The organism is Vibrio sp. ArtGut-C1 (genome assembly GCF_002105475.1).
GTDB lineage: Bacteria > Pseudomonadota > Gammaproteobacteria > Enterobacterales > Vibrionaceae > Vibrio > Vibrio diabolicus.
In genome coordinates, this window is sequence record NZ_NCTH01000003.1 from 197,324 (window position 1) to 220,248 (window position 22,925).

Consider the following 22,925-nt stretch of genomic DNA (forward strand, 5'->3'; position numbering starts at 1 on the left):
TAACCTTAAAAAAACATACACCATTTCTGAGTGCTTGGCGAAATGTTGAACGATGGCTATAAAGGCGCGCATGGTAACGCATTAAATCGCTCATTAAAACTGTTTTAGATCATCATTCCGGCGATATTTCTCTCTTGCCGTGCGAGAAATTACGCAATATCCTGTTTCTATCTGCTTTGAAAGGTATAGCTATGGAAACCGAAATAGAACTGAAGTTTTTTGTTTCTCCTGAATTTTCAGAAACTTTAAAAGAAAAAATTTCTGAGACAAAAGTACTTCAGCATAGTTGTCGTGACTTGGGTAACACCTACTTTGATACCGCCGATAAATGGCTGAGAAAGCACGACATTGGTTTAAGAATTCGCCGTTTTGATGATGTATTCGTCCAAACCGTAAAGACAGCAGGACGCGTCGTCGCAGGCTTACATCAAAGACCAGAATACAATGCTGAGCACACTAGCGACGAGCCTAATCTGTCGCTTCATCCTGTAGACATTTGGCCGCCAGGTAAAGACGCAGCAACGCTGCAATCTGAGCTTATGCCGTTATTCTCGACCAACTTCACACGTGAACAGTGGCTGATTGGCATGCCAGACGGTAGCCAAATAGAAGTGGCGTTTGACCAAGGTATGGTCGTCGCCAAAGGTGAAGATGGGGAAGAGAAACAAGAACCGATTTGCGAAGTTGAACTGGAACTTAAATCGGGCCAAACCGATGCCCTATTTACACTAGCACGTAGCTTTTGCGAGCAAGGTGGCATGCGTTTGGGTAACTTGAGTAAAGCGGCGAAAGGCTATCGACTTGCAAGTGGCTATGCAGGTGATGAAGTAAAATCGTTGGCGCTTGTGGACAGTAGCCCGACGGATACCGTTGAATACTGCTTGATCAACTCTTTAGAACACGCCCTATCTCACTGGCATTATCACGAGCAAATTTATGCTGAGCGTGACAATGTGGAAGCGCTACGTGAAATCAGCAATGCCATTCGTTTTATTCGTCAAACATTGACCATTTTTGGTGGTGTTGTCCCTCGTCGCGCGAGTGCGATTCTGCGCCAAGAGCTTAAATGGTTGGAAGAAGAACTGAGTTGGTTGGATGAGCATGCACACCTTGAAGAGCTCTTAGATGACAAAGGCAATGTGCTGCGTAAGTTGGATGCGCGTAAGTTCTTAGTATCTGAGTTGACTCAGCAGTTACAAGAGCTGCCAAGCCGTGAAGAAGTGCTAGGGTTGCTCAATTCCGCGCGTTACACCGGGTTATTGCTGGATCTTAGTCGCTGGATCTTAGCGCGTGGCTGGCAGCCGTTTCTTGATGAAAAAGCGCGCGAAAAAATGGCAAGTAATATCATGCCGTTTTCAGTCACTCAGCTCGATCGCACTTGGGCAGAACTAATGGAAGCTTTCCCAGCAGAGCGCGACCTGACGGCGCAAGAGTACGTTGATCAGCGCTATCGCTTGCTGCGTAATCTCTATACCGGTATTGGTTTCGCGAGTCTATATAACTCGGATGAGCGTAACAGCTTCCGTTTGCCATGGGCGGATCTGGTGCATGGTATTGATGATCTGCTAATGCTGAACCACTTACTTCCGTTGGTTGATATGTTGGAAGACGCAGAAAAAGAGCAGTTAGAACGCTGGTTGCACCGTCAAGAGCGTTCAATTTTGCATGCAATGGATCAAACCCGAGCGATCAGTGTGGAAGTGCAGCCTTATTGGCGTGAATGATCGTTCTGGTGATAAGGGCAAAAAATAGGACCGTATGGTCCTATTTTTTTGTCTTTGTTTTGCTTTGTTGCAGCTCGTTTTCTATGAAGTCGAGTCGTTCTAGTATTTGCGTTTGTTGGCTTAGGAGCTGCTCGAGCATACGTTCTTTATTGATTAAGCTGTGCGTCTGTTGTTTTGTCGGGGCAGTAAGGATAGAGGTGATAAGACCCGAAATCATACCAAAGATCCCCACACCACAAACAATGATGATGACGGCTAAAAACTTTCCTATTGAGGTCACCGGATAATGATCGCCGTAACCAACGGTTGAGATCGTTACGAATACCCACCACAAAGCATCGGCGCCAGTGCGAATATTCGCTTCTGGGTTTTTCGCTTCAATAAACAGCATTGCACTAGAACCGAGCGTAATGAGGATCACCATCAACAGTAATATTGAGGCGACCGTGGTTTCGCGGCGGTTCTCTTTGAGCTGATGCAAAATGAACTTCGACGAGCGCAGTACTAATACCACTCGAAGAATATGAAAGATACGAGCAAAGCGCAGTGGCTCTATTAATGGGATGCTCGCCACGAAATCTATCCAATGACGTTTAAGAAATAACCACCGATCTGTGGACCGGATCAAATCAATGGTGAGCTGTAATAGAAAAATACTACAGATTATGAAATCCAGACCGATAAGAACTTGACGGGTTTCGTGATCGATCGGGAAAAACAACAAGCCAGAGATCACAAATAGTGCCATAAAAGACAATATTAGTGACAACAGGCCCATCGGTCGTGTGCTGTCTTTGATATCATTGTTTTTCATACGAAGCTCGAAATAAATCGCGTAACCACGCTAAACGCGAACATAACTATAAGTAATATAAAGATTATAGATAAAGACTATATAAGACTCGGTGGAGAACTGACAATGGAAAAGCTGGCATTTAAGCCATGGGAAAGGGTCATATCCGACATTCGACTGGTTCCTAAAATGGTCATGTTGATGGTCTTCAGTACTGTCCTGATAGTGGCAAAACAACTGTGGGACGCGAACACCTTTTACGATTCACTTTTAGCGGCGACACAAAACGCGCAAGTTGCCCAACAGCATTACGAAGCATACTTAACGCAAGTTGCTTGGCAAACCGCCTTATTGATTGTGGTTTTTGTCGTACTCTTATTAGCGGCGGCTAGAGTGATGCTGCGTCAAACACAGTATCTGAGCGACGCGATCAAACTGATGGCGAGCAAGAACCTCTCCGTGCCATTTGGTATGGATTGTAAAGATGAATACGGAGACGTGGCACGTGAATTAGAAAAGACACGTCGCCAATTGCACGATGTGATTCAAATGCAAATTAATGCTTCTGATGAGTTATCCACACTCACGGAAGTGATGACGCTGAGCATGTCGGAAACGAAAGAGTCGGCGCAAGAAGAGTTTAACGAAATTGATCAACTTGCGACGGCGATGAGTGAAATGTCGTCGACGGTGCAAACCGTCGCAGAACATGCCCAGACGGCGTCTTCTCTTACAGAGCAAGCTTCCGCACAAGCGATTTCTGGTCAACAGTTCTTGCAAAGTACGATGGCGAAAATGAGTGAACTCTCGTCGGACATCGCTTCATCGGCGCAGGCGGTTAACCAGGTCGAAGAACGTGTTGAATCCATTGGTAGTGTTGTGGGTACGATTCAAGGTATCTCTGAACAAACTAACCTGCTTGCACTGAATGCGGCTATTGAAGCTGCGCGAGCTGGCGAGGCGGGTCGTGGTTTTGCGGTGGTTGCAGATGAAGTTCGTAACCTTGCACAGCGTACACAACAAGCGACGGTAGAAATTCAAGAGATGATTGCTCAGCTGCAAACCAGTGCAGAATCTGCTGTAGAACTCATGGAGAAAAGCGTAGTGGAAGCGGCCGATGGAAACGAGCTGGTTTCTAATGCTGGATCTGAGCTCGATGGTATTGTTGGGCAAGTGACGCAAATTAATGACATGAACTTCCAGATCGCGACGGCGTCTGGTCAGCAAAGTAGTGTTGCAGAAGAGATGAGTCAAAACCTCACCAATGTACGTGAGCTGGTGGAAGCCTCGGTTGTGGTTGTGACAGAGCTGCTAGAAACTTCTGAAATGATGCAAAATAATGCTGGCGAGTTAGACAAGAAGATCAAATCTTTCCAAGTTTAATATTCTATCCAGAACTTTTGATAAAACGCCCACAAACCTTTTGTGGGCGTTTTTATTTGCTTTAAGTCTGGTATAAAGAATGAGTTACCGTGCTTTTCAAACAAGGAAGAAAAATGCAGCTGCCTTCGCCACTGATTTCTATCGCTGAATCTGCCGTACAAAATGCTCAAGAGGCAGGTTATTTTCCCCTTTGGCCAGATGAGATTGCGCAGCAATTTCGCTATGTGGCGGGCTTAAGCCAGTTTATTACCGAGGCCATTCATCGCGATGAAGTTTTAGCCCGTGAGTTGCCAAGCATGTTAGCGCAATCAAGTCGTCAGGAATCTTACCGCTCACGTCTTGCTGCACTGTTGGGACAATGCCCGGATGAGATGTCTGGTCATCGCGTGTTGCGTCAGTTTCGCAACCGAGAAATGGTGTACATTGCGTGGAAGGATTTCACGCATACATGGTCGCTAGAAACGTCTTTAAGCCACTTATCCGAGTTGGCTGAAGCGATGATTTTTGAAACCTATCAATGGCAATATCAAGCGTGTTGTCAGGAGTGGGGAACGCCGACGAGTGAGGAAGGTGAAGTTCAGCCGATGTTGATTATCGGCATGGGGAAACTGGGTGGCGGCGAGTTAAACTTTTCTTCCGATATCGATCTGATTTTCACGTATCCAGAAAACGGTGAGACACAAGGCGCGCGCCGCAGTATTGCCAATGCCCAGTTCTTTACTCGTCTTGGTCAACGCATCATCAAAGCGCTCGATCAACAAACCTTCGATGGTTTTTGTTACCGTGTCGACATGCGACTGCGTCCGTTTGGTGAGAGTGGTCCATTAGTCATGAGCTATGCTGCGCTTGAAGATTATTATCAAGAACAGGGACGTGACTGGGAGCGTTACGCGATGATCAAAGCTCGAGTGATGGGGTGCGAAATGTACCCGCAATACCAAGAGCTACGCCAAATGCTGCGTCCTTTTGTTTTTCGTCGCTATATTGATTTCAGTGCGATTCAGTCTTTGCGTCGGATGAAATCGATGATCAGTAGTGAGGTTCGCCGCCGAGGTTTGAACAACAACATTAAGTTAGGCGCAGGTGGCATCCGAGAAATTGAATTTATCGCCCAAGTTTTTCAATTAATTCGAGGGGGGCGCGAGCCTTCTCTTCGTAATCGAGGGTTGTTGGAAACGCTTCAAGGCATTGAAGAGCTGGCGTTACTCACTTCGCAAGAAGTCAGCAGTCTAGAAGTCGCATACAAGTATTTGCGTCAATTAGAAAACTTGTTGCAAGCGATGGCGGACAAGCAAACCCAGACGCTGCCTGATTGCGAAACCGAACGCTTAAAGCTCGCTACCGCGATGCAAATGACCTCTTGGGACCAACTGATTGAGCAAACTCAGCAGCACATGGCGAATGTCCATCAAGTATTTGAGTCGTTAATTGGTGATGATGAAGAAGACGAGGGTACTACGGTTGCTCGTCATTTTCATGAGTTATGGGATATGGCGAACAAACAAGATGTGCTTGAACATATCTTGCAGCAGGATATTCAGGTTGAAGACTTTGCTTCATGCGCGAAAACCATCATCAACTTTAAAACCGATCTGGCTAAAAAAACGTTAGGACCGCGTGGACGCGAAGTGTTAAACCGTTTGATGCCGAAGGTATTTGATGCGGTGTTTGCCCACCCTGATGCACAGTTTGGTTTACCGCGAGTGCTGCATTTACTGCACAATATCTGCACTCGTACGACTTATCTGGAGTTATTGGATGAGCACCCAGCGGCTCTAGTACAGCTCGTGCGTTTGTGTACCGCAAGCCCAATGATTTCAGAGCAGCTATCTCGGTATCCGATCTTACTCGATGAGTTGATCGATCCTGCACAGTTGTACAATCCAATCCCATTAGACAGTTACCGTACAGAGCTGCGTGATTATCTGGCCCGTATTCCAGAAGATGATATGGAGCAGCAAATGGAAGCGTTGCGTCAGTTTAAGCAAATCTGCATTTTACGTATTGCGGCGGCGGATATTGCTGGTGCATTGCCGGTGATGAAAGTGAGTGATCACTTAACCTATTTGGCGGAAGCTATCGTTGATGCGGTGGTCAGTCAGGCTTGGTTGCAAGTGTCCGAAAAATACGGCGAGCCAATGCACGTGAAAGATCGTGAAGGCAAGGGTTTTGCCGTCATTGGCTATGGCAAAGTCGGTGGCTGGGAACTCGGCTATAACTCCGACTTGGATATCGTCTTCATGCATGACTGCCCAGTCAATGTCTATACAGATGGCAAAAAGGAAATCGACGGCCGTCAGTTCTACCTTCGCCTAGCGCAGCGCATCATCCATATTTTCTCGACTCGCACCGCTTCCGGCATTTTGTACGAAGTCGATACCCGCTTGCGCCCATCTGGCGCGTCAGGTTTGTTGGTTAGTCCAACCGATGCGTTTGACGATTATCAGCATCAAGAAGCCTGGACATGGGAGCATCAAGCACTTGTGCGCGCGCGCTTGATTTATGGCGATGAACCCCTTGCCATTGCATTTCACAATACGCGACATGATGTGTTGTGCAAAGCGCGCGATCGGGCGGAACTGAAAAAAGCCGTTGTCGAAATGAGAGAGAAAATGCGCGGTCATCTTGGGGGGAAAAAGCCAGGACGCTTTATGCTCAAGCAAGATGTGGGTGGGATTACCGATATCGAATTTCTCGCTCAGTACCTAGTGCTCAACTATAGTCACGATAAGCCGAAATTAACGCGTTGGTGTGATAATGTGCGCATCTTTGAAACACTCATTGCACAAAATGTCATGGACGAAGACCAGGCAATGCAGTTGATACGTGCCTACACGACAATGCGAAACGAAATACACCGACGAAATCTACTCAATTTAGATGCTGATGTGGTGGAAGATAAGTTTGTTGCCGAAAGGGAGTGGGTAAAACAGGCTTGGAATCAGTGGTTCAGTTAAGACCATATATTTAGCCTCGATAAGGGCTGTGATAAACTCACTTCGATTTAATTTTTGGAGACCAATAATGAAACCAATTCTACCTGATTACAACAGCGCTGGTGTGCTCATCATCGGTGATGTCATGCTAGATCGTTACTGGTATGGCCCAACCGGACGTATTTCTCCTGAAGCGCCGGTTCCTGTTGTAAAAGTAGAAAACAATGAAGAGCGTCCTGGTGGTGCTGCGAACGTTGCGATGAACATCGCATCACTAGGTGGCCATGCTCACATTGTTGGTCTAACAGGGGAAGATGAGCCTGCAAAAGTGCTGACGGAGACGCTGAGCTCACTCAATGTGAAATGCGATTTCGTTGCACTGCCGGATTACCCAACGATTACGAAGCTTCGCGTAATGAGCCGTGGACAACAGCTTATTCGTCTCGACTTCGAAGATAAGTTTGAAAACACGGATTCTGCACCTGTGCTATCGCGTATGGATGCCGCTCTGCCAAACGTTAAAGCCGTGATTATGTCTGACTACGCAAAAGGCTCGTTAGAGCATGTTCAGGCATACATCCAAAAAGCGCGCGCAGCAAACATTCCAGTTTTCATTGACCCTAAAGGTGCGGATTTTGAACGCTACCGCGGAGCAACACTCTTAACACCAAACATGAAAGAGTTCGAAGACGTTGTAGGTAAAGTGAAATCAGACCAAGAGCTGGTTGAAAAAGCACTTCAGCTTGTTGAAGAGTTTGATTTTGAAGCGCTACTGGTTACGCGTAGTGAAAACGGCATGACGTTGATCCGCCGTGGTCAAGAGCCATTCCACCTTCCGACTCAAGCGAAAGAAGTGTACGACGTGACTGGTGCTGGTGATACGGTGATTTCTGTACTTGCAGCTTCAGTGGCGGCGGGTAAATCCTTCGAAGAAGCGTGTGCACTAGCGAATGCGGCGGCAGGCGTTGTTGTTGGTAAGCTTGGTACCTCGACCTTGTCTGAAATTGAACTGGCAGAAGCGGTACATGGCAGCCAAGACACGGATTACGGTGTGATTTCAGAAAAAGCGCTGATTGAAGCAGTGAAAAAAGCACGTGCACGTGGCGAGAAAGTCGTTATGACAAACGGCTGCTTTGATATTCTCCACGCTGGGCATGTTTCTTACCTCAATCACGCTGCAGAACTTGGTGATCGCCTGATTGTTGCGGTGAATACCGATGAATCAGTGAAGCGTCTTAAAGGGCCTGGTCGTCCTGTGAACCCAACCGATCGCCGTATGGCGGTATTGGCAGGTTTGGGCGCTGTGGATTGGGTAGTACCATTTAGTGAAGATACGCCGCAACGTTTGATCTCGGAAGTTCTGCCAAGCTTGCTAGTAAAAGGTGGTGACTACAAACCAGAAGAGATTGCTGGTGGTAAAGAAGTCATTGCTGCAGGTGGCGAAGTTCGTGTATTGAACTTTGAGGATGGGTGCTCAACCAGTGAAATCATCAATGCAATCAAAGGCGGTAAGGGCTAAGCCTACGATTTGTTGGCATTGAAACGCTATTTGTTTGTAAAAGGTCGCCAAGTGCGGCCTTTTTGATACTTGATGTTCTGAGACACTTTTCGTCTCTTAATGGCAAGCAATAAAAAACGCCAGCTGATAAATCAACTGGCGTTTTTATTTATTGAGAACTGAAGCATTCAGTCAGCAGTTATTTTGCTGCTTTCAAACCTGCATCAACGTCTAAGATGTCTTGTTCGCTTAGCGTACCAACGGCTTGGCGTAGCTGAAGAACACTTAAGATGTAGTCGTAACGAGCGTTCGATAGGTTTTTATTCGCATCGTATAGACGACGAGTTGCGTCTAGCACGTCAACGATAGTACGAGTACCCACATCAAAACCTGCTTCTGTTGCTTCTAGTGCAGAGCGCGCAGAAATAACGGCTTGCTCATAAGCACGTAGTGCGCCGATAGAGGCGTTAATGTTGTTGTTTTGTGCGCGAACATCTTTTACTACGCTGCGGTATTGTGCTTCAAGATCTTCACTTGCTGCCACGTACGCGTATTCAGCCTGTTTGGTTTGAGAGGTGACGTTACCACCCGTGTATAGCGGCACCGCAAGGTTCACACCGATATTGAAGTTGTCTGTGGTGTTGTCACGAGAGCTATGAGACGTATCACCGTAGTTGTAACCACCGTCTAGAGACAGCGTTGGTAGATGACCAGAACTTGCTAGTGAAATATTGTCACGTGCGATATCTTGAAGAATACGTGAAGATAGCAAGGTCAGGTTTTTGGTTTTTGCTTCGTCAATTAGCGACTCAGCAGGCACGGTCGATGGACTAGCAGTGAAGCGGCGAGTGTCCAAGATGTTGAGATCTTTGTGCTCTTGACCGGTGATTTCACGTAATGACTCGTAGCTGTTAGTCAGTGCGTTTTCTGCTAACACTTCATCCGCCAGTACTTGGTCGTACTGAGCTTGCGCGTCGTGTACGTCAGTGATCGCAGATAAACCTACTTCAAAACGCTGTTTTGTTTGCTCTAGTTGACGACCCACTGCGGCTTTTTCTGCACGGACGAAAACAAGGTTGTCTTGTGCGCGTAGAACTTCAAAATACGCTTGTGAAACACGAAGAATTAGTGCTTGTTGAGTCGCAGCGTAAGTTGCGTCTGCTTGGCGAGCACTTTTCTCAGCGGTATCTAGCGAGATCCAAGATGCGCGGTTGTAAAGTGCTTGTGAAAAGCTAACACCAGCGGTTAGAGCGTTGGCATCGTTTGATACATCATCGAGTGAGTCGTATTCAGTATCGCCACGAGTTAAGTTGTAACCTGCTGTTAGGTTAATTTGTGGTAATAGAGCACTACGGCTTGAGGTGATTGCTTCGAAAGCTTGGTCACGTTGTGCTGCTACACTGAGCAATTGTGGATCATTTTGTTTTGCTAAGTCGTAGATTTCAGCCAAAGAGTCTGCGAACGCAGACGTACTCATGCTACCTAGCGCTGCACTGATAAATAGTGGAAGCAATTTTTTCATTTTCTATTCCCGCGGTCAATAGATTGGTTAATTCTCAGTAGTTTAACTCAATTTGCACGATATTTACTCTAAAGTTTGCACTTTTTTACACGTAATTATCCAGTCGTGCAATAAATTTTCACCAAAGACTTAAATTAATTTGTAACTATTGTACAAAAAGTTGAGCCAAGTCCTTTGAGCAAGCGAATAACAATGAGTAAACTACAAGATTCACTCAGAGAGGTGTCGAATGCAACAGTGTGACAAACAACAAAAGGATTTTACTTCGCAAGATGTAAAAGTCATCTCGAAAGAAACCTTATTTGAAGGCTTTTTCAAAATGGTGAAATATCGCTTTCAGCATAAGCTATTTGCTGGAGGTTGGAGCGAGGTTGTCGAACGAGAAATGTTCGAGCGTGGTCATGCTGCAGCGATGCTTCCTTATGATCCAAATACGGATCAAGTGGTTATCATTGAACAGATTCGAGTAGGAGCCTTAGAGCATCAACACCCATGGCAGCTAGAGATTGTCGCGGGTATGATTGACCGTGATGAATCAGCTGAAGCCGTCATTCGCCGAGAAGCTGTCGAAGAGGCGGGGATACAAGTGGGGCGTGTTGCGCCAGTCACCTCTTATTATCCTTCTGCTGGCGGTTGCTCGGAAAAGTTGGACGTATTTGTTGGTGAAGTGGACGCATCTAAAGCGCACGGCATTCATGGTTTAGACTATGAGAATGAAGATATTCGCGTACATGTTTTGAGTCGTGAGCAAGCATATCAATGGGTGAAAGACGGAAAATTTGAAAATGGTGCGTCGATTATTGCGTTGCAATGGTTGCAATTAAACCATCGAGAGTTGAAGTCACAGTGGGGGCAACCCCAAATGGTGGAGAGTAAGTAATGGCACAAGTGGCTGAAAAACAGAGGTATCATGTTGATTTAGCGGGTCTAATGAGAACCTATGAGACCAACTACGCTAAATTGAACGCCTTATTGCCTGCTTCTGCCGAAGTTGGGGATGTACGCTGCTATCAAGCGGCGAACATGGTTTACCAACTGACCGTGAATGAAATCACAAAATACACCACAGTTGTTGAGATATGTCAGAGTGATGAAACGCCAGTGTTTCCTTTACCGACGATGTCTGTCAGGCTTTATCACGATGCGAGAGTAGCCGAAGTATGCTCAAGCGGAGAGTTCTCTCGCATAAAAGCTAAGTATGATTATCCCAACGACCAACTGATGCAGAAAGATGAAAAGCATCAACTAAACACATTCCTCGGTGAATGGCTGACGTTTTGTTTACGAAGTGGTATCAGTAGAACACCACTTGCCTTCAATTGATCGTCACGTCACTAAAGGAAAATAACAAATAACGATATAGTGGACGAATCAGGTTTTCATTTTGCAATCATCTAGTGACAGCATCAAACTTTTACAAATTACGGATACTCATCTGTTTGCTGCCGATGAGGGAAGTTTGCTGAGCGTAAAAACGGCCGATAGCTTTAACGCTGTTGTTGCTGATGTTTTACGCCGCAACGTGACGTTTGATTACATCTTGGCGACAGGGGATATTTCCCAAGACCATAGTGCAGAATCTTACCAGCGCTTTGCCGAAGGCATTGAACTGCTAGAGAAAGACTGCTTTTGGCTGCCTGGTAATCATGACTACAAGCCCAATATGGGCAGTGTATTACCTTCGCAACAAATCAAAGCGGCAGAGCATGTATTGCTTGGCGCGCATTGGCAGTTGGTTCTTTTAGACTCGCAAGTTGTTGGCGTTCCCCACGGACGCTTGAGTGACCAGCAGTTAGCGTTACTCGAAGAAAAGTTAGCAGAACACCCCGAAAGGCACACACTTGTGTTGCTGCATCACCATCCATTATTGGTGGGAAGCGCGTGGCTTGATCAACATACCTTAAAAGATGCCGAAGCGTTCTGGCAGGTTGTCGATCGTTTTGATAACGTGAAAGGCATTCTATGTGGACATGTTCATCAAGACATGAATGTGCTTCATAATGGTATTCGAGTGATGGCAACACCCTCGACGTGTGTTCAGTTTAAGCCTAACTCGGATGATTTTGCCCTCGATACGACTTCGCCTGGTTGGCGTGAACTGCAGCTGCACGCTTGTGGTGATATTACGACTCAAGTGGGCCGACTTCCTGATGGCCAGTTCCAACCAGACTTCTCTTCTAACGGATACTAACGCGCCCGAGCTCTATGTTCGGGCTCGCTTTTTTGTGCGAGATATCTATGAGTAAACCTTCACTTCTTCTGTATATCCATGGCTTTAACAGTTCTCCACTCTCAATGAAAGCCAATGTGATGAGAGCATACTGCGAGCAGCATCGTCCTGATATCAAAGTGATTGTTCCCCAGTTACCTTGTTATCCTCAACAAGCGGCGAAAATGTTGTTGGATATCATCGAGCAATATAAAGACGATTATAACATTGGTCTGGTGGGCAGCTCATTAGGTGGCTTTATGTCAGCGTGGCTAAATGACAAGTTTGGTTTTAAAGCGGTTGTGGTCAACCCCGCGGTTAAGCCCTATGAGTTGTTAGTAGATTATTTGGGTGAGCAAACTAACCCTTATACGCACGAAACCTATACACTTGAAGCTTGTCATATTGACGAGTTAAAAGCTCTTGATGTACAAAGCATCGCGTCGCCACATTCTTTCTGGTTATTACAGCAGACAGAAGATGAGGTTTTAGACTATCGACAAGCGGTAGATAAGTTTGCAGACGCTAAGCAAACAGTAGAACAAGGCGGTGATCACAGTTTTGTAGGCTTTGAGCGTTATCCTGCACAGATTATCGAATTTCTAGAACTGTAATTCGAAAGCGATTGGAAAAGGCTCATAGTTTTTATTGATATATCCAACCGTTTCTTGACATGGGCGGTATGCTTTCCGACTATGTTTTGCCAAAAGATCTTAAGGGTCGAGGACCCTGGCTACTTTGTTATGCATCATGTTTACAAGCACTTAGTGATGTGAACAGGGTGGCTTTTTCGTTTCCTGAGTATGGGTTCACCCATTGGTGATATTCAGGCAACAAGTAAACTTTGAGAATAATTCCGTATTATGACTGAACAATATAATGCTGGTGCCATTGAAGTACTGAATGGCTTAGAGCCAGTACGTCGCCGACCAGGGATGTATACGGATACAGCGCGCCCAAACCATTTGGGCCAAGAAGTTATCGATAACAGTGTCGATGAAGCGCTAGCCGGACATGCCTCAAAAGTACAAGTCATCCTACATGCCGACCAATCACTAGAAGTGATCGATGATGGTCGAGGCATGCCTGTTGATATCCACCCAGAAGAGAAAGTGTCGGGCGTAGAGTTAATCCTATGCAAGCTGCACGCAGGTGGTAAGTTCTCTAACAAAAACTACCAATTCTCTGGTGGTTTGCACGGGGTAGGTATTTCGGTAGTAAACGCGTTGTCAAAACGCGTTGAAGTAACCGTTCGTCGTGATGGCCAAGTGTATGAAATTGCATTTGAGCACGGTGATAAAGTCTCTGACCTGACCGTAACCGGCACATGTGGTCGTCGCAATCGCGGTACCAGCGTGCATTTCTGGCCTGATGCGAAATACTTCGATTCGGCTAACTTCTCTGTTACGCGCTTAGTCAATAATCTGCGCGCAAAAGCGGTTTTGTGTCCGGGTTTAGAAATTACATTAACCGACAAAGTTAATGGTAAAGACTATAAGTGGTACTACGAAGATGGTCTTAAAGACTATCTTGCGGAAGGCGTAAAAGGCTACCCAGTTATTCCTGAAGAACCATTTACTGGTGAGTTCTTGGCGGATACCGAAGCGGCAAACTGGGCGGTAATTTGGCAGCCAGAAGGTGGTGAGATGATCACCGAAAGTTACGTTAACCTGATCCCAACCGCTCAAGGTGGTACGCACGTTAATGGTCTACGCCAAGGCTTGTTAGAAGCGATGCGCGAATTCTGTGAGTTCCGTAATCTATTACCTCGTGGCGTGAAGCTAACGGGTGATGACGTTTTCGACCGCTGTTCTTACGTGTTGTCGGTTAAAATTCAAGATCCGCAATTTGCAGGCCAGACCAAAGAACGTCTGTCTTCTCGTCAAACCGCGGCATTTGTCTCTGGCGTAGTCAAAGATGCGTTCAGTCTTTGGTTGAACGAAAAGCCTCAGCTAGCGGAGCAATTGGCAGAAGTCTGTATCGCTAACGCGCACCGTCGTATGCGTGCAGCGAAAAAAGTCGTACGTAAGAAAGTGGCGTCCGGCCCGGCACTGCCAGGTAAGTTGACCGACTGTTCAGCACAGGATTTAAGTCGCACTGAAATCTTCTTTGTGGAGGGTGACTCTGCGGGTGGCTCGGCAAAACAGGCTCGTGACCGTGAGTTCCAAGCCGTGATGCCACTGCGTGGTAAGATCTTGAACACGTGGGAAGTCTCTGCTGACCAAGTATTAGCATCTCAAGAAGTACACGATATTTCAGTGGCTTTGGGGATTGATCCTGACAGCGATAATCTTGATGGTCTTCGTTACGGTAAGATCTGTATCCTTGCCGATGCGGATTCGGATGGTCTTCACATCGCAACGCTGCTTTGTGCACTGTTCACTCGTCACTTCCGTGCACTGGTTGAAGCGGGTCATATCTATGTGGCGATGCCGCCTCTGTATCGAATCGACTGCGGGAAAGAAGTGTTCTACGCCCTCGATGACGATGAAAAAGATGGCATTTTAGAGCGCTTGTCGAAGAAGAAAGCCAAAATCAACGTGCAACGATTCAAAGGTCTGGGTGAGATGAACCCACTTCAGTTGCGTGAAACCACCATGGATCCGAACACGCGTCGCTTAGTGCAGTTAACCATTGACGACTCTACGGCGACCATGGAAATGATGGACATGCTGCTGGGCAAAAAGCGTGCAGATGACCGTCGTTCTTGGCTACAAAACAACGGCGACTTGGCAGAGGTGTAACGGATGTCTACAGAAATTACCTACGATGGCGTCGAACAGTTGCCAATGCGCAAGTTCACTGAAGACGCTTATCTGAACTACTCGATGTACGTAATCATGGACCGCGCCTTGCCATACATTGGTGATGGCTTAAAGCCGGTTCAACGACGCATCATTTATGCGATGTCAGAGCTTGGTCTCTCTGCATCAGCAAAATACAAAAAATCTGCACGTACCGTTGGTGACGTGCTAGGTAAATACCATCCGCACGGTGATTCAGCGTGTTACGAAGCGATGGTATTGATGGCTCAGCCATTCTCTTACCGCTATCCATTAGTGGATGGTCAAGGTAACTGGGGTGCGCCAGATGACCCGAAATCATTCGCGGCAATGCGTTATACCGAAGCAAAACTGTCTAAGTTTGCTGAAGTGTTGCTGGGCGAACTGGGCCAGGGCACGGTTGAATGGCAACCTAACTTTGATGGCACAATGAAAGAGCCACAAATGTTGCCAGCACGTCTGCCTCATATCCTGCTTAACGGTGTAACCGGTATTGCGGTTGGTATGGCAACAGATATCCCTCCGCATAACGTTCGTGAAATCGCAGATGCGACTATTCATTTGATCGACAACCCGAAAGCAGAACTGCCGGACGTGATGCAGTATGTTAAAGGTCCGGATTACCCAACAGAAGCAGAAATCATCTCGCCGCAAGCGGATATTGAGAAGATTTACCGCAACGGTCGCGGCAGCATCAAGATGCGCGCGGTGTGGCACAAAGAAGGTTCTGATATCGTTATCACCTCTCTGCCACACCAAGTATCGGGTGCAAAACTGCTTGAGCAAATCGCCAACCAGATGCGTGCGAAGAAGCTACCAATGGTTGACGATCTTCGTGACGAGTCGGATCACGAGAACCCAACGCGTATCGTTGTGGTACCTAAGTCAAACCGCATCGATTGTGATTTGTTGATGAACCACTTGTTCGCATCAACGGATCTTGAGCGCAGCTACCGCGTTAACTTGAACATGATTGGTTTGGATAATCGTCCTCAAGTTAAAGGTCTGGTGCAAATTCTGTCAGAGTGGATTGAGTTCCGTCGCACGACCGTACGTCGCCGTCTACAACACCGCCTAGACAAAGTCATGGCTCGCTTACACATTTTGGAAGGTTTGTTGGTTGCTTACCTAAACCTAGATGAAGTGATTGAGATCATCCGTACCGAAGATGATCCTAAAGCGGTATTGATGGCACGCTTCGGTATTACCGATATCCAAGCGGATGCGATTCTAGATACCAAACTTCGTCATCTAGCCAAGCTAGAAGAGATGAAGATTCGTGGTGAGCAAGACGAGCTAGAGAAAGAGCGCGAGAAGCTAGAACAGCTACTCGGTTCTGAGCGCCGTCTAAACACACTACTGAAAAAAGAAATCAAAGCGGATGCTGAGAAATACGGTGATGACCGTCGATCTCCATTGGTTGAGCGTGCAGAGGCAAAAGCGCTCACTGAACGTGATCTTGTTCCAAGTGAACCAATCACGGTTGTGCTTTCTGAAAAAGGTTGGATTCGTCACGCGAAAGGCCATGACGTGGATGCAGAAGGCTTGAACTATAAGTCGGGTGATAAATACTTAGCGCATGCGCGAGGTAAGAGTAATCAGCCTGCGGTATTCCTAGGTAGTGACGGTCGAAGTTACTCTCTGGAATCGCACTCGCTGCCTTCTGCTCGTAGTCAAGGTGAGCCGATTACCGGTCGTTTGAATATTACGGCTGGTAGCAGTATTCGCCAAGTGATCATGAGTGAAGAAGATCAGCTGTGGCTGGTGGGCTCTGATGCAGGTTACGGCTTTGTATGTAAAGGCGCTGACTTGCTGTCTAAAAACCGCAGTGGTAAAGCGCTGGTCACTTTACCGGCTAACTCTGAGGTCATGACGCCAAAAGCGATTGAAGATTTAGATTCTGATGAAATCTTAGCAATCACTAACCAAGGTCGCATGCTGCTGTTCCCAATCAAAGACCTGCCACAACTAGCGAAAGGTAAAGGGAATAAGATCATCAACATTCCTGCTGCTAAAGCAAAAGAGCGAGAAGAAGTACTATCTCACTTAATGTCTTTACCAAAAGGTGCATCGTTAACGCTGTACGCGGGTAAGCGAAAGTTGGGTCTTAAACCGTCTGACCTTGATAACTTCCGTGGCGAACGTGGTCGCCGAGGCGGGTTACTACCAAGAGGTTTGCAGCGAGTCACTCGCATTGAAGTTGAGCTGGATGATTCCGATACGACGGAAACACCGAGCGATAGCGAGTAACGCACAAATAAAAATCCCAGCCAATGGCTGGGATTTTTTATGCTTCTTGCTTGTCTTCAGCAATCGTGACTTTCAAGCTCATCTCTTTTCCTTTGCGAATGATGCCGACGTCCACGGTGGTGCCAGGACGTAAATCGGTGACGATATCCATAACGCTCTGACGCCCTTGCACTTTATTGCCATCAATACTGATAATGATGTCCTGCTTTTGGAAGCCTGCCGCATTGGCTGGGCCATTTGGATCAATACCAAGCACGACAATACCACCTATGTGTTCATTTCCAAGTAGGCGAGCAGTGACCGCATTAATATCTTGGCCGTCGATACCAATATAGCCACGAATCACGCGACCATCAGCGATGATTTTCTGCATGATCTTGCTGGCTAGTGGCGCAGGGATCGCAAAGGAAATACCGTAAGTTTCTAAATCGGTCGCTTGCTGGAAAGAGGCGGTATTGATGCCGACGAGCTCACCTTGAGTATTCACTAGGGCGCCACCAGAGTTCCCCTCATTGATGGCGGCATCGGTTTGAATAAATGCTTGGCGACCGTCGCTAATAGATGAGCGTCCTGTTGCTGAAATAATACCGAACGTTGTGGTTTGCCCAAGGTTGTATGGGTTACCGATGGCTAGGACCACATCACCAACTTGTGGTTTGTAATTAGAGTTAAGAGGAATAACAGGTAAATTCGAACCTTCGACACGAAGTACGGCAATGTCTGTGCGTTTATCCGTGCCAACTAGCTGAGCTGCCGCGGCTCTACCGTCTTGTAATGCGACAACAATTTGGTCTGCTTGAGCAACCACATGGTAGTTGGTAATGATGTAGCCTTTCTCACTGACAATAACACCTGAACCCAGACCTTGAGTCGAGAGTTTACTGCGATCATTTTCAACATATTTACGGCTGTAGATGTTTACTACGGCAGGTGCTGCTCTTCGCACCGCCTGATTAAATGTCAACTCAACGGACGCGATATTAACAGGTTGCGGATCTAGCGCGGCAGGAATTACGTTGTGGCGCAAAGATGGCACCGCCAGTAATACCACTGCGGCAGTAGCCAAGCCTAAAAAGACAGAACGTAATAAAAAGCTGAGCATATCCTCTCCATGCATGAGCGCCAAAATGGCATAGAAGATGAAGAATAGCATTACATTGAAAAATAACAAAAGGGCAGCACGGAATCGTGCTGCCCTTTTCATTAGCTATTGAGCGATAAGGAAAAGTATTCGAGGCTTATTACTCGGTGCTATGCATCGAAAACCTTATTTCCTATCACTTTGAAAGTGACTAACGAATAACAAGATAAATAGTACGTTCGCCACGCTGAATATTCAGAGCCAATACGCCTTTGTGTTTATCCACGATTGCACGAAGCTCAGCAAGGTTTTTCACGCGCTGGCGGTTCACACCGATAATGATGTCTCCTTGTTGTAATTGATATTGAGCGGCCGGAGAGTTATCTGCAACGCTCGATACTTTAACGCCTTGAATTGCATCACTTGGTGTCGTATTGCTTAATTCCGCACCCTTGAGCCCTTCGTGTAATGTTTCGGCTTTGGCTTTCATATTTGTAGATTCGCCAAGCGTTACATCAAAGGTTTTATTCTTACCATCTCGAACTACACCTAACGTGATTTCTTTTCCTGCGCCCAGCGTTGCCACTTTTGCGCGGAGCTCTGAGAAAGTATTAATCGCTTTACCGTTTACCGATACAATTACATCACCGGCTTTCAATCCAGCTTTATCGGCTGCGCTGTCTGGTACGACTTGGCCAATAAAGGCCCCTTTACTTGACTCGTAACCCAATGCATCAGCCAGCTCAGAGGTTACTTCACCGCCCTGTACACCCAACATGCCGCGTTTGACTTCACCAAACTCTAGAATTTGCTCGGTGAGGTTTTTCATCATGTTGGACGGAATCGCAAAGCCAATCCCCACGTTACCGCCGTTAGGGCCTAAAATCGCAGTATTAATACCGATCAGCTCACCATTAAGGTTGACCAATGCACCACCAGAGTTACCGCTGTTAATTGCGGCATCGGTTTGGATGAAGTTTTCGAAGTTTTCAACGTTCAAGCCACTACGGCCTAACGCTGAGACGATGCCCGACGTCACGGTTTGACCGAGTCCGAATGGGTTACCAATCGCAACCGTAAAGTCACCTACGCGAAGTTTGTCGGAATCTGCGACTTTAATTTGCGTTAAGTTTTTCGCTTTTTCTAATTTAAGCAACGCAACATCGGCCATCTCATCGCCGCCAACGAGCGTAGCGTCATACTCGCGACCATCATAGAGGCGAACTCGAATCTCATCCGCGCCCTTGATTACGTGGTAGTTGGTGACGATATGCCCTTTTTTCGCATCAATAATGACACCAGAACCTAAACCTCTGAACGGGCGCTCGCGCCTTTGCTCCATCGGAAAGTCCGGTCCAAAGAAGAATTGAAATTGTTCGGGAATACGGCTGGTTTGTACTTGTTTGCCTTCTACAGCAATACTCACAACAGCAGGGGTTACTTTCTCAAGCATGGGCGCCAAGCTAGGTAACTGTTGGCCATCCACATTTAAAGGTAATGCGGCGGTGGCTTGAACTGGCGCAATAATAGAGCCCAAACTCAGAGATAGAACGGTGAGCGCAAGCAGTGGTTTTTTCATCCAATAACTCCTCTTGAAACATGTCTGCCAAAAAGAAATATCCGAACGGTTAGTTCACTTTGTTAATAACTAATATAGGGCCTAGTTCGGATAATCAAAGGGGGAGGCAGTTCACATCCAAGTTAGAGCAAAGGTAATGAGAAAAAGTTCAAAAAAGGGCCGATACAAATGTATCGGCCCTAGTAGGTAGAGGTAAGAGAAGATTATGATGCTTTTGCGGTTACCGCTTCGGGAGCATTAATGATTTCTTTCTCTTGATCCTTTAAAAGACCCGTTGCGCCATTGGCGTAGTCTTTTGGCTGTTCGTTAAACTCTGGTTGATCTTCTGCAATAGCTTCAGAAGACATTGCCGTTTTCTTATCAAACGGGTTGTCTTGCTCTGGCAAGTTTGGCAAAAGCTCAGAAGAGGTCTTAGCCATATGTTGGTACAGCTTGGTGTAATCTTTACCTAGTGTATCCAACATTTCTGCGGTTTGTGCAAAATGATCGACGAGCTCTTGACGTTGTTGCTCTAGTTCAAACTTGGCCGCTTCAAGTTCTTTCTGCACAGACTTTTGTTTCTTGTATTCAGGGGTGGTTAGTCTACTAATGACTACGCCTACGATTGTACCGACCAGCAAACCCACAATGGCATAAATCCAAGGCATAACTGCTCCTTATAGTTGTTTTAACAAGTCTTTTACTACTTAGTTACACGCGGTGCTAGTCCATGTTACTATGGCTTGAACAGCCGATAAAGAAAAATAGCAGTATGTCTTCGGGGACTGATAACTACTTCTCTCTATTCTCAAAGTTGACCCCGAGGTAACCCTTTTCCCAGTACCTCTATACGACTTAATACGATGACACCACTACAACAATATCAAAAAGACATAGCAGAACACGGGTTTCAGCGTGATGAAGCTCAGTATCAAGCGGTCGTTGCATTAGATAAGCTTTACCATGCTATCGTTGAATTTCAGTCAGCTCCTGTGCCCCAGCTTTCCAAATGGCAAAAGCTTATGGGGAAAAAAATCGACATGCCTGAACCCCCAAAAGGTCTTTACTTTTGGGGAGGAGTCGGACGCGGTAAAACGTACCTCATGGATGCGTTTTTTGATGCTTTACCAACCCAAAGAAAAATGCGCGTACACTTTCACCGCTTCATGTATCGAGTACATGATGAGTTGAAGCTGTTAGGTGATGTCGAAAATCCGCTAGCAAAAGTAGCGGATAAATTCAAAGAAGAAGCGGATGTGGTTTGCTTTGATGAATTTTTTGTCTCTGACATTACGGATGCGATGATCCTTGCAACGTTACTCCAAGAGATGTTCAAGCGGCAGGTGATCCTAGTCGCGACTTCAAACATCGAACCGCAGAACTTATATCGTAATGGCTTACAAAGAGCGCGCTTTTTGCCTGCAATTGATATGATTTTGGCACGCTGTGACGTGTTGAATGTTGATAGTGGCGTTGATTATCGCTTAAGAACGCTTGAACAGGCCGAAATATACCATTATCCACTTGATGAACAGGCCAACATTAATCTCAACAAGTATTATCAGCAGCTGACGGGCGAACGTCAGATCGTCGCTCATCAAATCGAAGTTAATCACCGTCAGCTTGAGGTAATTGAAGCGAGTGATGGGGTTCTGCATGCGTCGTTTGCTCAGTTATGCCAAACCGCTCGCAGTCAAAATGACTACATTGAGCTGTCCCGAATTTATCACACGGTATTATTGGCGGACGTTCAACAGATGAACCGAAAAATAGATGACGCTGCGAGGCGTTTTATCGCACTGGTCGATGAGTTTTACGAGCGCAATGTGAAGTTGATTATTTCTGCTGAAGTGCCAATGGAAGACTTATATACTGAGGGGCAGCTCGAGTTTGAATTTAAGCGCTGTTTGTCTCGGCTCACTGAGATGCAAAGTCATGAGTACCTCGCGCGTGAGCATTTGGCCTAAATCTAGTGGGTTCTTAAAAAGTGAAGAAAAAATTAGTGATTTGGCGCAAAAAAAGGTGATTTTTTCTTCGCTCTTCTCTATAATCCTGCGACCCACCGTTACTGCAGACCTGATTATCGAAGTTATTTCGAAATTGAAGGTCGAGAGTACCAACGACTCGAAGGGGTGATGACTGGGCTCTTAGACAGTGTGGGAGCACCAGAACGGTGTTCCTTAAAGTTTAAATTTTAATTAACGGGTTATTATTAGCATGAAAACTTTCGTTGCTAAACCAGAAACTGTAAAACGCGACTGGTACGTTGTAGACGCTGAAGGTAAAACTCTTGGTCGTCTAGCAAGTGAAATTGCATCTCGCCTACGTGGCAAACATAAAGCTGAATACACTCCTCACGTTGACGCTGGTGACTACATCATCGTTATCAACGCTGAGAAAGTTGCTGTAACTGGTAACAAAGCTAAGAACAAAGTGTACTACCGTCACTCTGAGTTCCCAGGTGGCCTAAAATCTATCACTTTTGAAAAGTTGATCGATCGTAAACCTGAGATGGTTCTTGAGCTTGCAGTTAAAGGCATGCTTCCACGTGGTCCTCTAGGCCGTGCTATGTACCGTAAGCTTAAAGTTTACGCAGGCGCTGAGCACAACCATGTTGCTCAACAACCACAAGTACTAGACATCTAATTGGGGATTTCGAAAATGGCAGAGAATCAATACTACGGCACTGGCCGTCGCAAAAGCTCAGCTGCACGTGTTTTTATTAAACCAGGCAGCGGCAACATTGTAGTAAACAAGCGTAACCTTGACGAATACTTCGGTCGTCCAACAGCTCGCATGGTTGTACAACAACCTCTAGAACTTGTTGAACTAACTGAAAAGCTAGACCTTTACGTAACAGTTAAAGGTGGCGGTATTTCTGGTCAAGCTGGTGCTATCCGTCACGGTATCACTCGCGCGCTTATGGAATACGATGAGTCTCTACGTCCTGCTCTACGCGCAGCTGGCTACGTTACTCGTGACGCTCGTTGCGTTGAACGTAAGAAAGTTGGTCTACGTAAAGCACGTCGTCGTCCACAGTTCTCTAAGCGTTAATTTCCTCTTATTGGAAATTCTGCTTTTCAGAGTTACTCTGGAAACTGTGTACCAAAAGCTCGGCTCTATGCCGGGCTTTTTTGTTTTTATACCAGCCTATCAATATCCATTTGTATTCACTTATAACTAGGTTC

General features: G+C 46.3%; 18 protein-coding genes. 13 read left to right on the top strand and 5 right to left on the bottom strand.

Annotation, left to right across the window (positions count from 1 at the left end):
• The first annotated feature begins 191 nt into the window (after nt 1-191).
• Complete coding sequence (locus B7360_RS04190) at nt 192-1,724, top strand: inorganic triphosphatase (protein WP_005395946.1); 1,533 nt, start codon at nt 192-194, stop codon at nt 1,722-1,724.
• 40 nt (nt 1,725-1,764) lie between these two features.
• On the opposite strand, the gene B7360_RS04195 is transcribed toward B7360_RS04190, so the two are convergent.
• The gene (locus B7360_RS04195) at nt 1,765-2,538 is read right to left on the bottom strand and encodes a potassium channel family protein (RefSeq protein ID WP_085342790.1); all 774 of its coding nucleotides are present in this window, start codon (nt 2,536-2,538) and stop codon (nt 1,765-1,767) included.
• A 105-nt stretch (nt 2,539-2,643) separates the two neighbouring features.
• Here B7360_RS04195 and B7360_RS04200 point away from each other — a divergent pair, with 105 nt between their 5' ends.
• From B7360_RS04200 to hldE, 3 genes are all read left to right on the top strand, one after another.
• A complete protein-coding gene (locus B7360_RS04200; RefSeq protein WP_005395942.1) occupies nt 2,644-3,900 on the top strand; it encodes a methyl-accepting chemotaxis protein in 1,257 nt (418 codons plus the stop codon).
• Between the two features lie 113 nt (nt 3,901-4,013).
• The gene (gene glnE, locus B7360_RS04205) at nt 4,014-6,857 is read left to right on the top strand and encodes a bifunctional [glutamate--ammonia ligase]-adenylyl-L-tyrosine phosphorylase/[glutamate--ammonia-ligase] adenylyltransferase (RefSeq protein WP_085342791.1); all 2,844 of its coding nucleotides are present in this window, start codon (nt 4,014-4,016) and stop codon (nt 6,855-6,857) included.
• Between the two features lie 67 nt (nt 6,858-6,924).
• Nucleotides 6,925-8,355, top strand: a complete 1,431-nt coding sequence (gene hldE / locus B7360_RS04210; protein ID WP_012842166.1) for a bifunctional D-glycero-beta-D-manno-heptose-7-phosphate kinase/D-glycero-beta-D-manno-heptose 1-phosphate adenylyltransferase HldE — start codon at nt 6,925-6,927, stop codon at nt 8,353-8,355.
• Between the two features lie 178 nt (nt 8,356-8,533).
• Here hldE and tolC read toward each other — a convergent pair whose 3' ends face one another.
• A complete protein-coding gene (gene tolC / locus B7360_RS04215; RefSeq protein ID WP_085342792.1) occupies nt 8,534-9,856 on the bottom strand; it encodes an outer membrane channel protein TolC in 1,323 nt (440 codons plus the stop codon).
• Nucleotides 9,857-10,085: 229 nt separating this feature from the next.
• Between tolC and nudF the strand changes: the two genes are divergently transcribed.
• The 6 genes from nudF (at nt 10,086) to parC (ending at nt 17,098) form a co-directional block, all read left to right on the top strand.
• Complete coding sequence (gene nudF / locus B7360_RS04220; protein WP_074192032.1) at nt 10,086-10,736, top strand: ADP-ribose diphosphatase; 651 nt, start codon at nt 10,086-10,088, stop codon at nt 10,734-10,736.
• Nucleotides 10,736-11,179 (top strand): DUF1249 family protein, encoded by a 444-nt coding sequence (locus B7360_RS04225; protein ID WP_005395930.1) that lies wholly within the window; start codon nt 10,736-10,738, stop codon nt 11,177-11,179. The genes nudF and B7360_RS04225 overlap by 1 nt, the downstream gene beginning before the upstream one ends.
• A 61-nt stretch (nt 11,180-11,240) precedes the next feature.
• The gene (cpdA, locus tag B7360_RS04230) at nt 11,241-12,047 is read left to right on the top strand and encodes a 3',5'-cyclic-AMP phosphodiesterase (RefSeq protein WP_085342793.1); all 807 of its coding nucleotides are present in this window, start codon (nt 11,241-11,243) and stop codon (nt 12,045-12,047) included.
• Between the two features lie 47 nt (nt 12,048-12,094).
• Nucleotides 12,095-12,679, top strand: coding sequence for an esterase YqiA (yqiA, locus tag B7360_RS04235; protein ID WP_085342794.1), 585 nt, complete (start codon nt 12,095-12,097; stop codon nt 12,677-12,679).
• A gap of 249 nt (nt 12,680-12,928) precedes the next feature.
• Nucleotides 12,929-14,809, top strand: coding sequence for a DNA topoisomerase IV subunit B (gene parE / locus B7360_RS04240; protein ID WP_005395924.1), 1,881 nt, complete (start codon nt 12,929-12,931; stop codon nt 14,807-14,809).
• A gap of 3 nt (nt 14,810-14,812) precedes the next feature.
• Nucleotides 14,813-17,098, top strand: a complete 2,286-nt coding sequence (gene parC / locus B7360_RS04245; protein WP_085342795.1) for a DNA topoisomerase IV subunit A — start codon at nt 14,813-14,815, stop codon at nt 17,096-17,098.
• Between the two features lie 37 nt (nt 17,099-17,135).
• Here parC and degS read toward each other — a convergent pair whose 3' ends face one another.
• From degS to zapG, 3 genes are all read right to left on the bottom strand, one after another.
• On the bottom strand, nt 17,136-18,200 hold the full coding sequence (gene degS / locus B7360_RS04250; protein WP_046873999.1) for an outer membrane-stress sensor serine endopeptidase DegS: 1,065 nt from the start codon (nt 18,198-18,200) through the stop codon (nt 17,136-17,138).
• A 190-nt stretch (nt 18,201-18,390) separates the two neighbouring features.
• Nucleotides 18,391-19,758, bottom strand: a complete 1,368-nt coding sequence (locus tag B7360_RS04255) for a Do family serine endopeptidase (RefSeq protein ID WP_005395920.1) — start codon at nt 19,756-19,758, stop codon at nt 18,391-18,393.
• A gap of 203 nt (nt 19,759-19,961) precedes the next feature.
• The gene (gene zapG / locus B7360_RS04260; protein ID WP_005395919.1) at nt 19,962-20,405 is read right to left on the bottom strand and encodes a Z-ring associated protein ZapG; all 444 of its coding nucleotides are present in this window, start codon (nt 20,403-20,405) and stop codon (nt 19,962-19,964) included.
• Nucleotides 20,406-20,600: 195 nt separating this feature from the next.
• Here zapG and zapE point away from each other — a divergent pair, with 195 nt between their 5' ends.
• From zapE to rpsI, 3 genes are all read left to right on the top strand, one after another.
• Nucleotides 20,601-21,704: a cell division protein ZapE gene (zapE, locus tag B7360_RS04265; protein WP_085342796.1), complete on the top strand. Its 1,104-nt coding sequence runs from the start codon at nt 20,601-20,603 to the stop codon at nt 21,702-21,704.
• A gap of 250 nt (nt 21,705-21,954) precedes the next feature.
• On the top strand, nt 21,955-22,383 hold the full coding sequence (gene rplM / locus B7360_RS04275; protein ID WP_012842158.1) for a 50S ribosomal protein L13: 429 nt from the start codon (nt 21,955-21,957) through the stop codon (nt 22,381-22,383).
• 15 nt (nt 22,384-22,398) lie between these two features.
• A complete protein-coding gene (gene rpsI, locus B7360_RS04280) occupies nt 22,399-22,791 on the top strand; it encodes a 30S ribosomal protein S9 (RefSeq protein ID WP_005372876.1) in 393 nt (130 codons plus the stop codon).
• Nucleotides 22,792-22,925: the final 134 nt, after the last annotated feature.

Bases quoted from the DNA above. Each gene is read 5' to 3' on its own strand.
- B7360_RS04190 (WP_005395946.1), top strand. From the start codon at position 192: ATGGAAACCGAAATAGAACTGAAGTTTTTTGTTTCTCCTGAATTTTCA.
- B7360_RS04195 (WP_085342790.1), bottom strand. From the start codon at position 2,538: ATGAAAAACAATGATATCAAAGACAGCACACGACCGATGGGCCTGTTG.
- B7360_RS04200 (WP_005395942.1), top strand. From the start codon at position 2,644: ATGGAAAAGCTGGCATTTAAGCCATGGGAAAGGGTCATATCCGACATT.
- glnE (WP_085342791.1), top strand. From the start codon at position 4,014: ATGCAGCTGCCTTCGCCACTGATTTCTATCGCTGAATCTGCCGTACAA.
- hldE (WP_012842166.1), top strand. From the start codon at position 6,925: ATGAAACCAATTCTACCTGATTACAACAGCGCTGGTGTGCTCATCATC.
- tolC (WP_085342792.1), bottom strand. From the start codon at position 9,856: ATGAAAAAATTGCTTCCACTATTTATCAGTGCAGCGCTAGGTAGCATG.
- nudF (WP_074192032.1), top strand. From the start codon at position 10,086: ATGCAACAGTGTGACAAACAACAAAAGGATTTTACTTCGCAAGATGTA.
- B7360_RS04225 (WP_005395930.1), top strand. From the start codon at position 10,736: ATGGCACAAGTGGCTGAAAAACAGAGGTATCATGTTGATTTAGCGGGT.
- yqiA (WP_085342794.1), top strand. From the start codon at position 12,095: ATGAGTAAACCTTCACTTCTTCTGTATATCCATGGCTTTAACAGTTCT.
- parE (WP_005395924.1), top strand. From the start codon at position 12,929: ATGACTGAACAATATAATGCTGGTGCCATTGAAGTACTGAATGGCTTA.
- parC (WP_085342795.1), top strand. From the start codon at position 14,813: ATGTCTACAGAAATTACCTACGATGGCGTCGAACAGTTGCCAATGCGC.
- degS (WP_046873999.1), bottom strand. From the start codon at position 18,200: ATGCTCAGCTTTTTATTACGTTCTGTCTTTTTAGGCTTGGCTACTGCC.
- B7360_RS04255 (WP_005395920.1), bottom strand. From the start codon at position 19,758: ATGAAAAAACCACTGCTTGCGCTCACCGTTCTATCTCTGAGTTTGGGC.
- zapG (WP_005395919.1), bottom strand. From the start codon at position 20,405: ATGCCTTGGATTTATGCCATTGTGGGTTTGCTGGTCGGTACAATCGTA.
- zapE (WP_085342796.1), top strand. From the start codon at position 20,601: ATGACACCACTACAACAATATCAAAAAGACATAGCAGAACACGGGTTT.
- rplM (WP_012842158.1), top strand. From the start codon at position 21,955: ATGAAAACTTTCGTTGCTAAACCAGAAACTGTAAAACGCGACTGGTAC.
- rpsI (WP_005372876.1), top strand. From the start codon at position 22,399: ATGGCAGAGAATCAATACTACGGCACTGGCCGTCGCAAAAGCTCAGCT.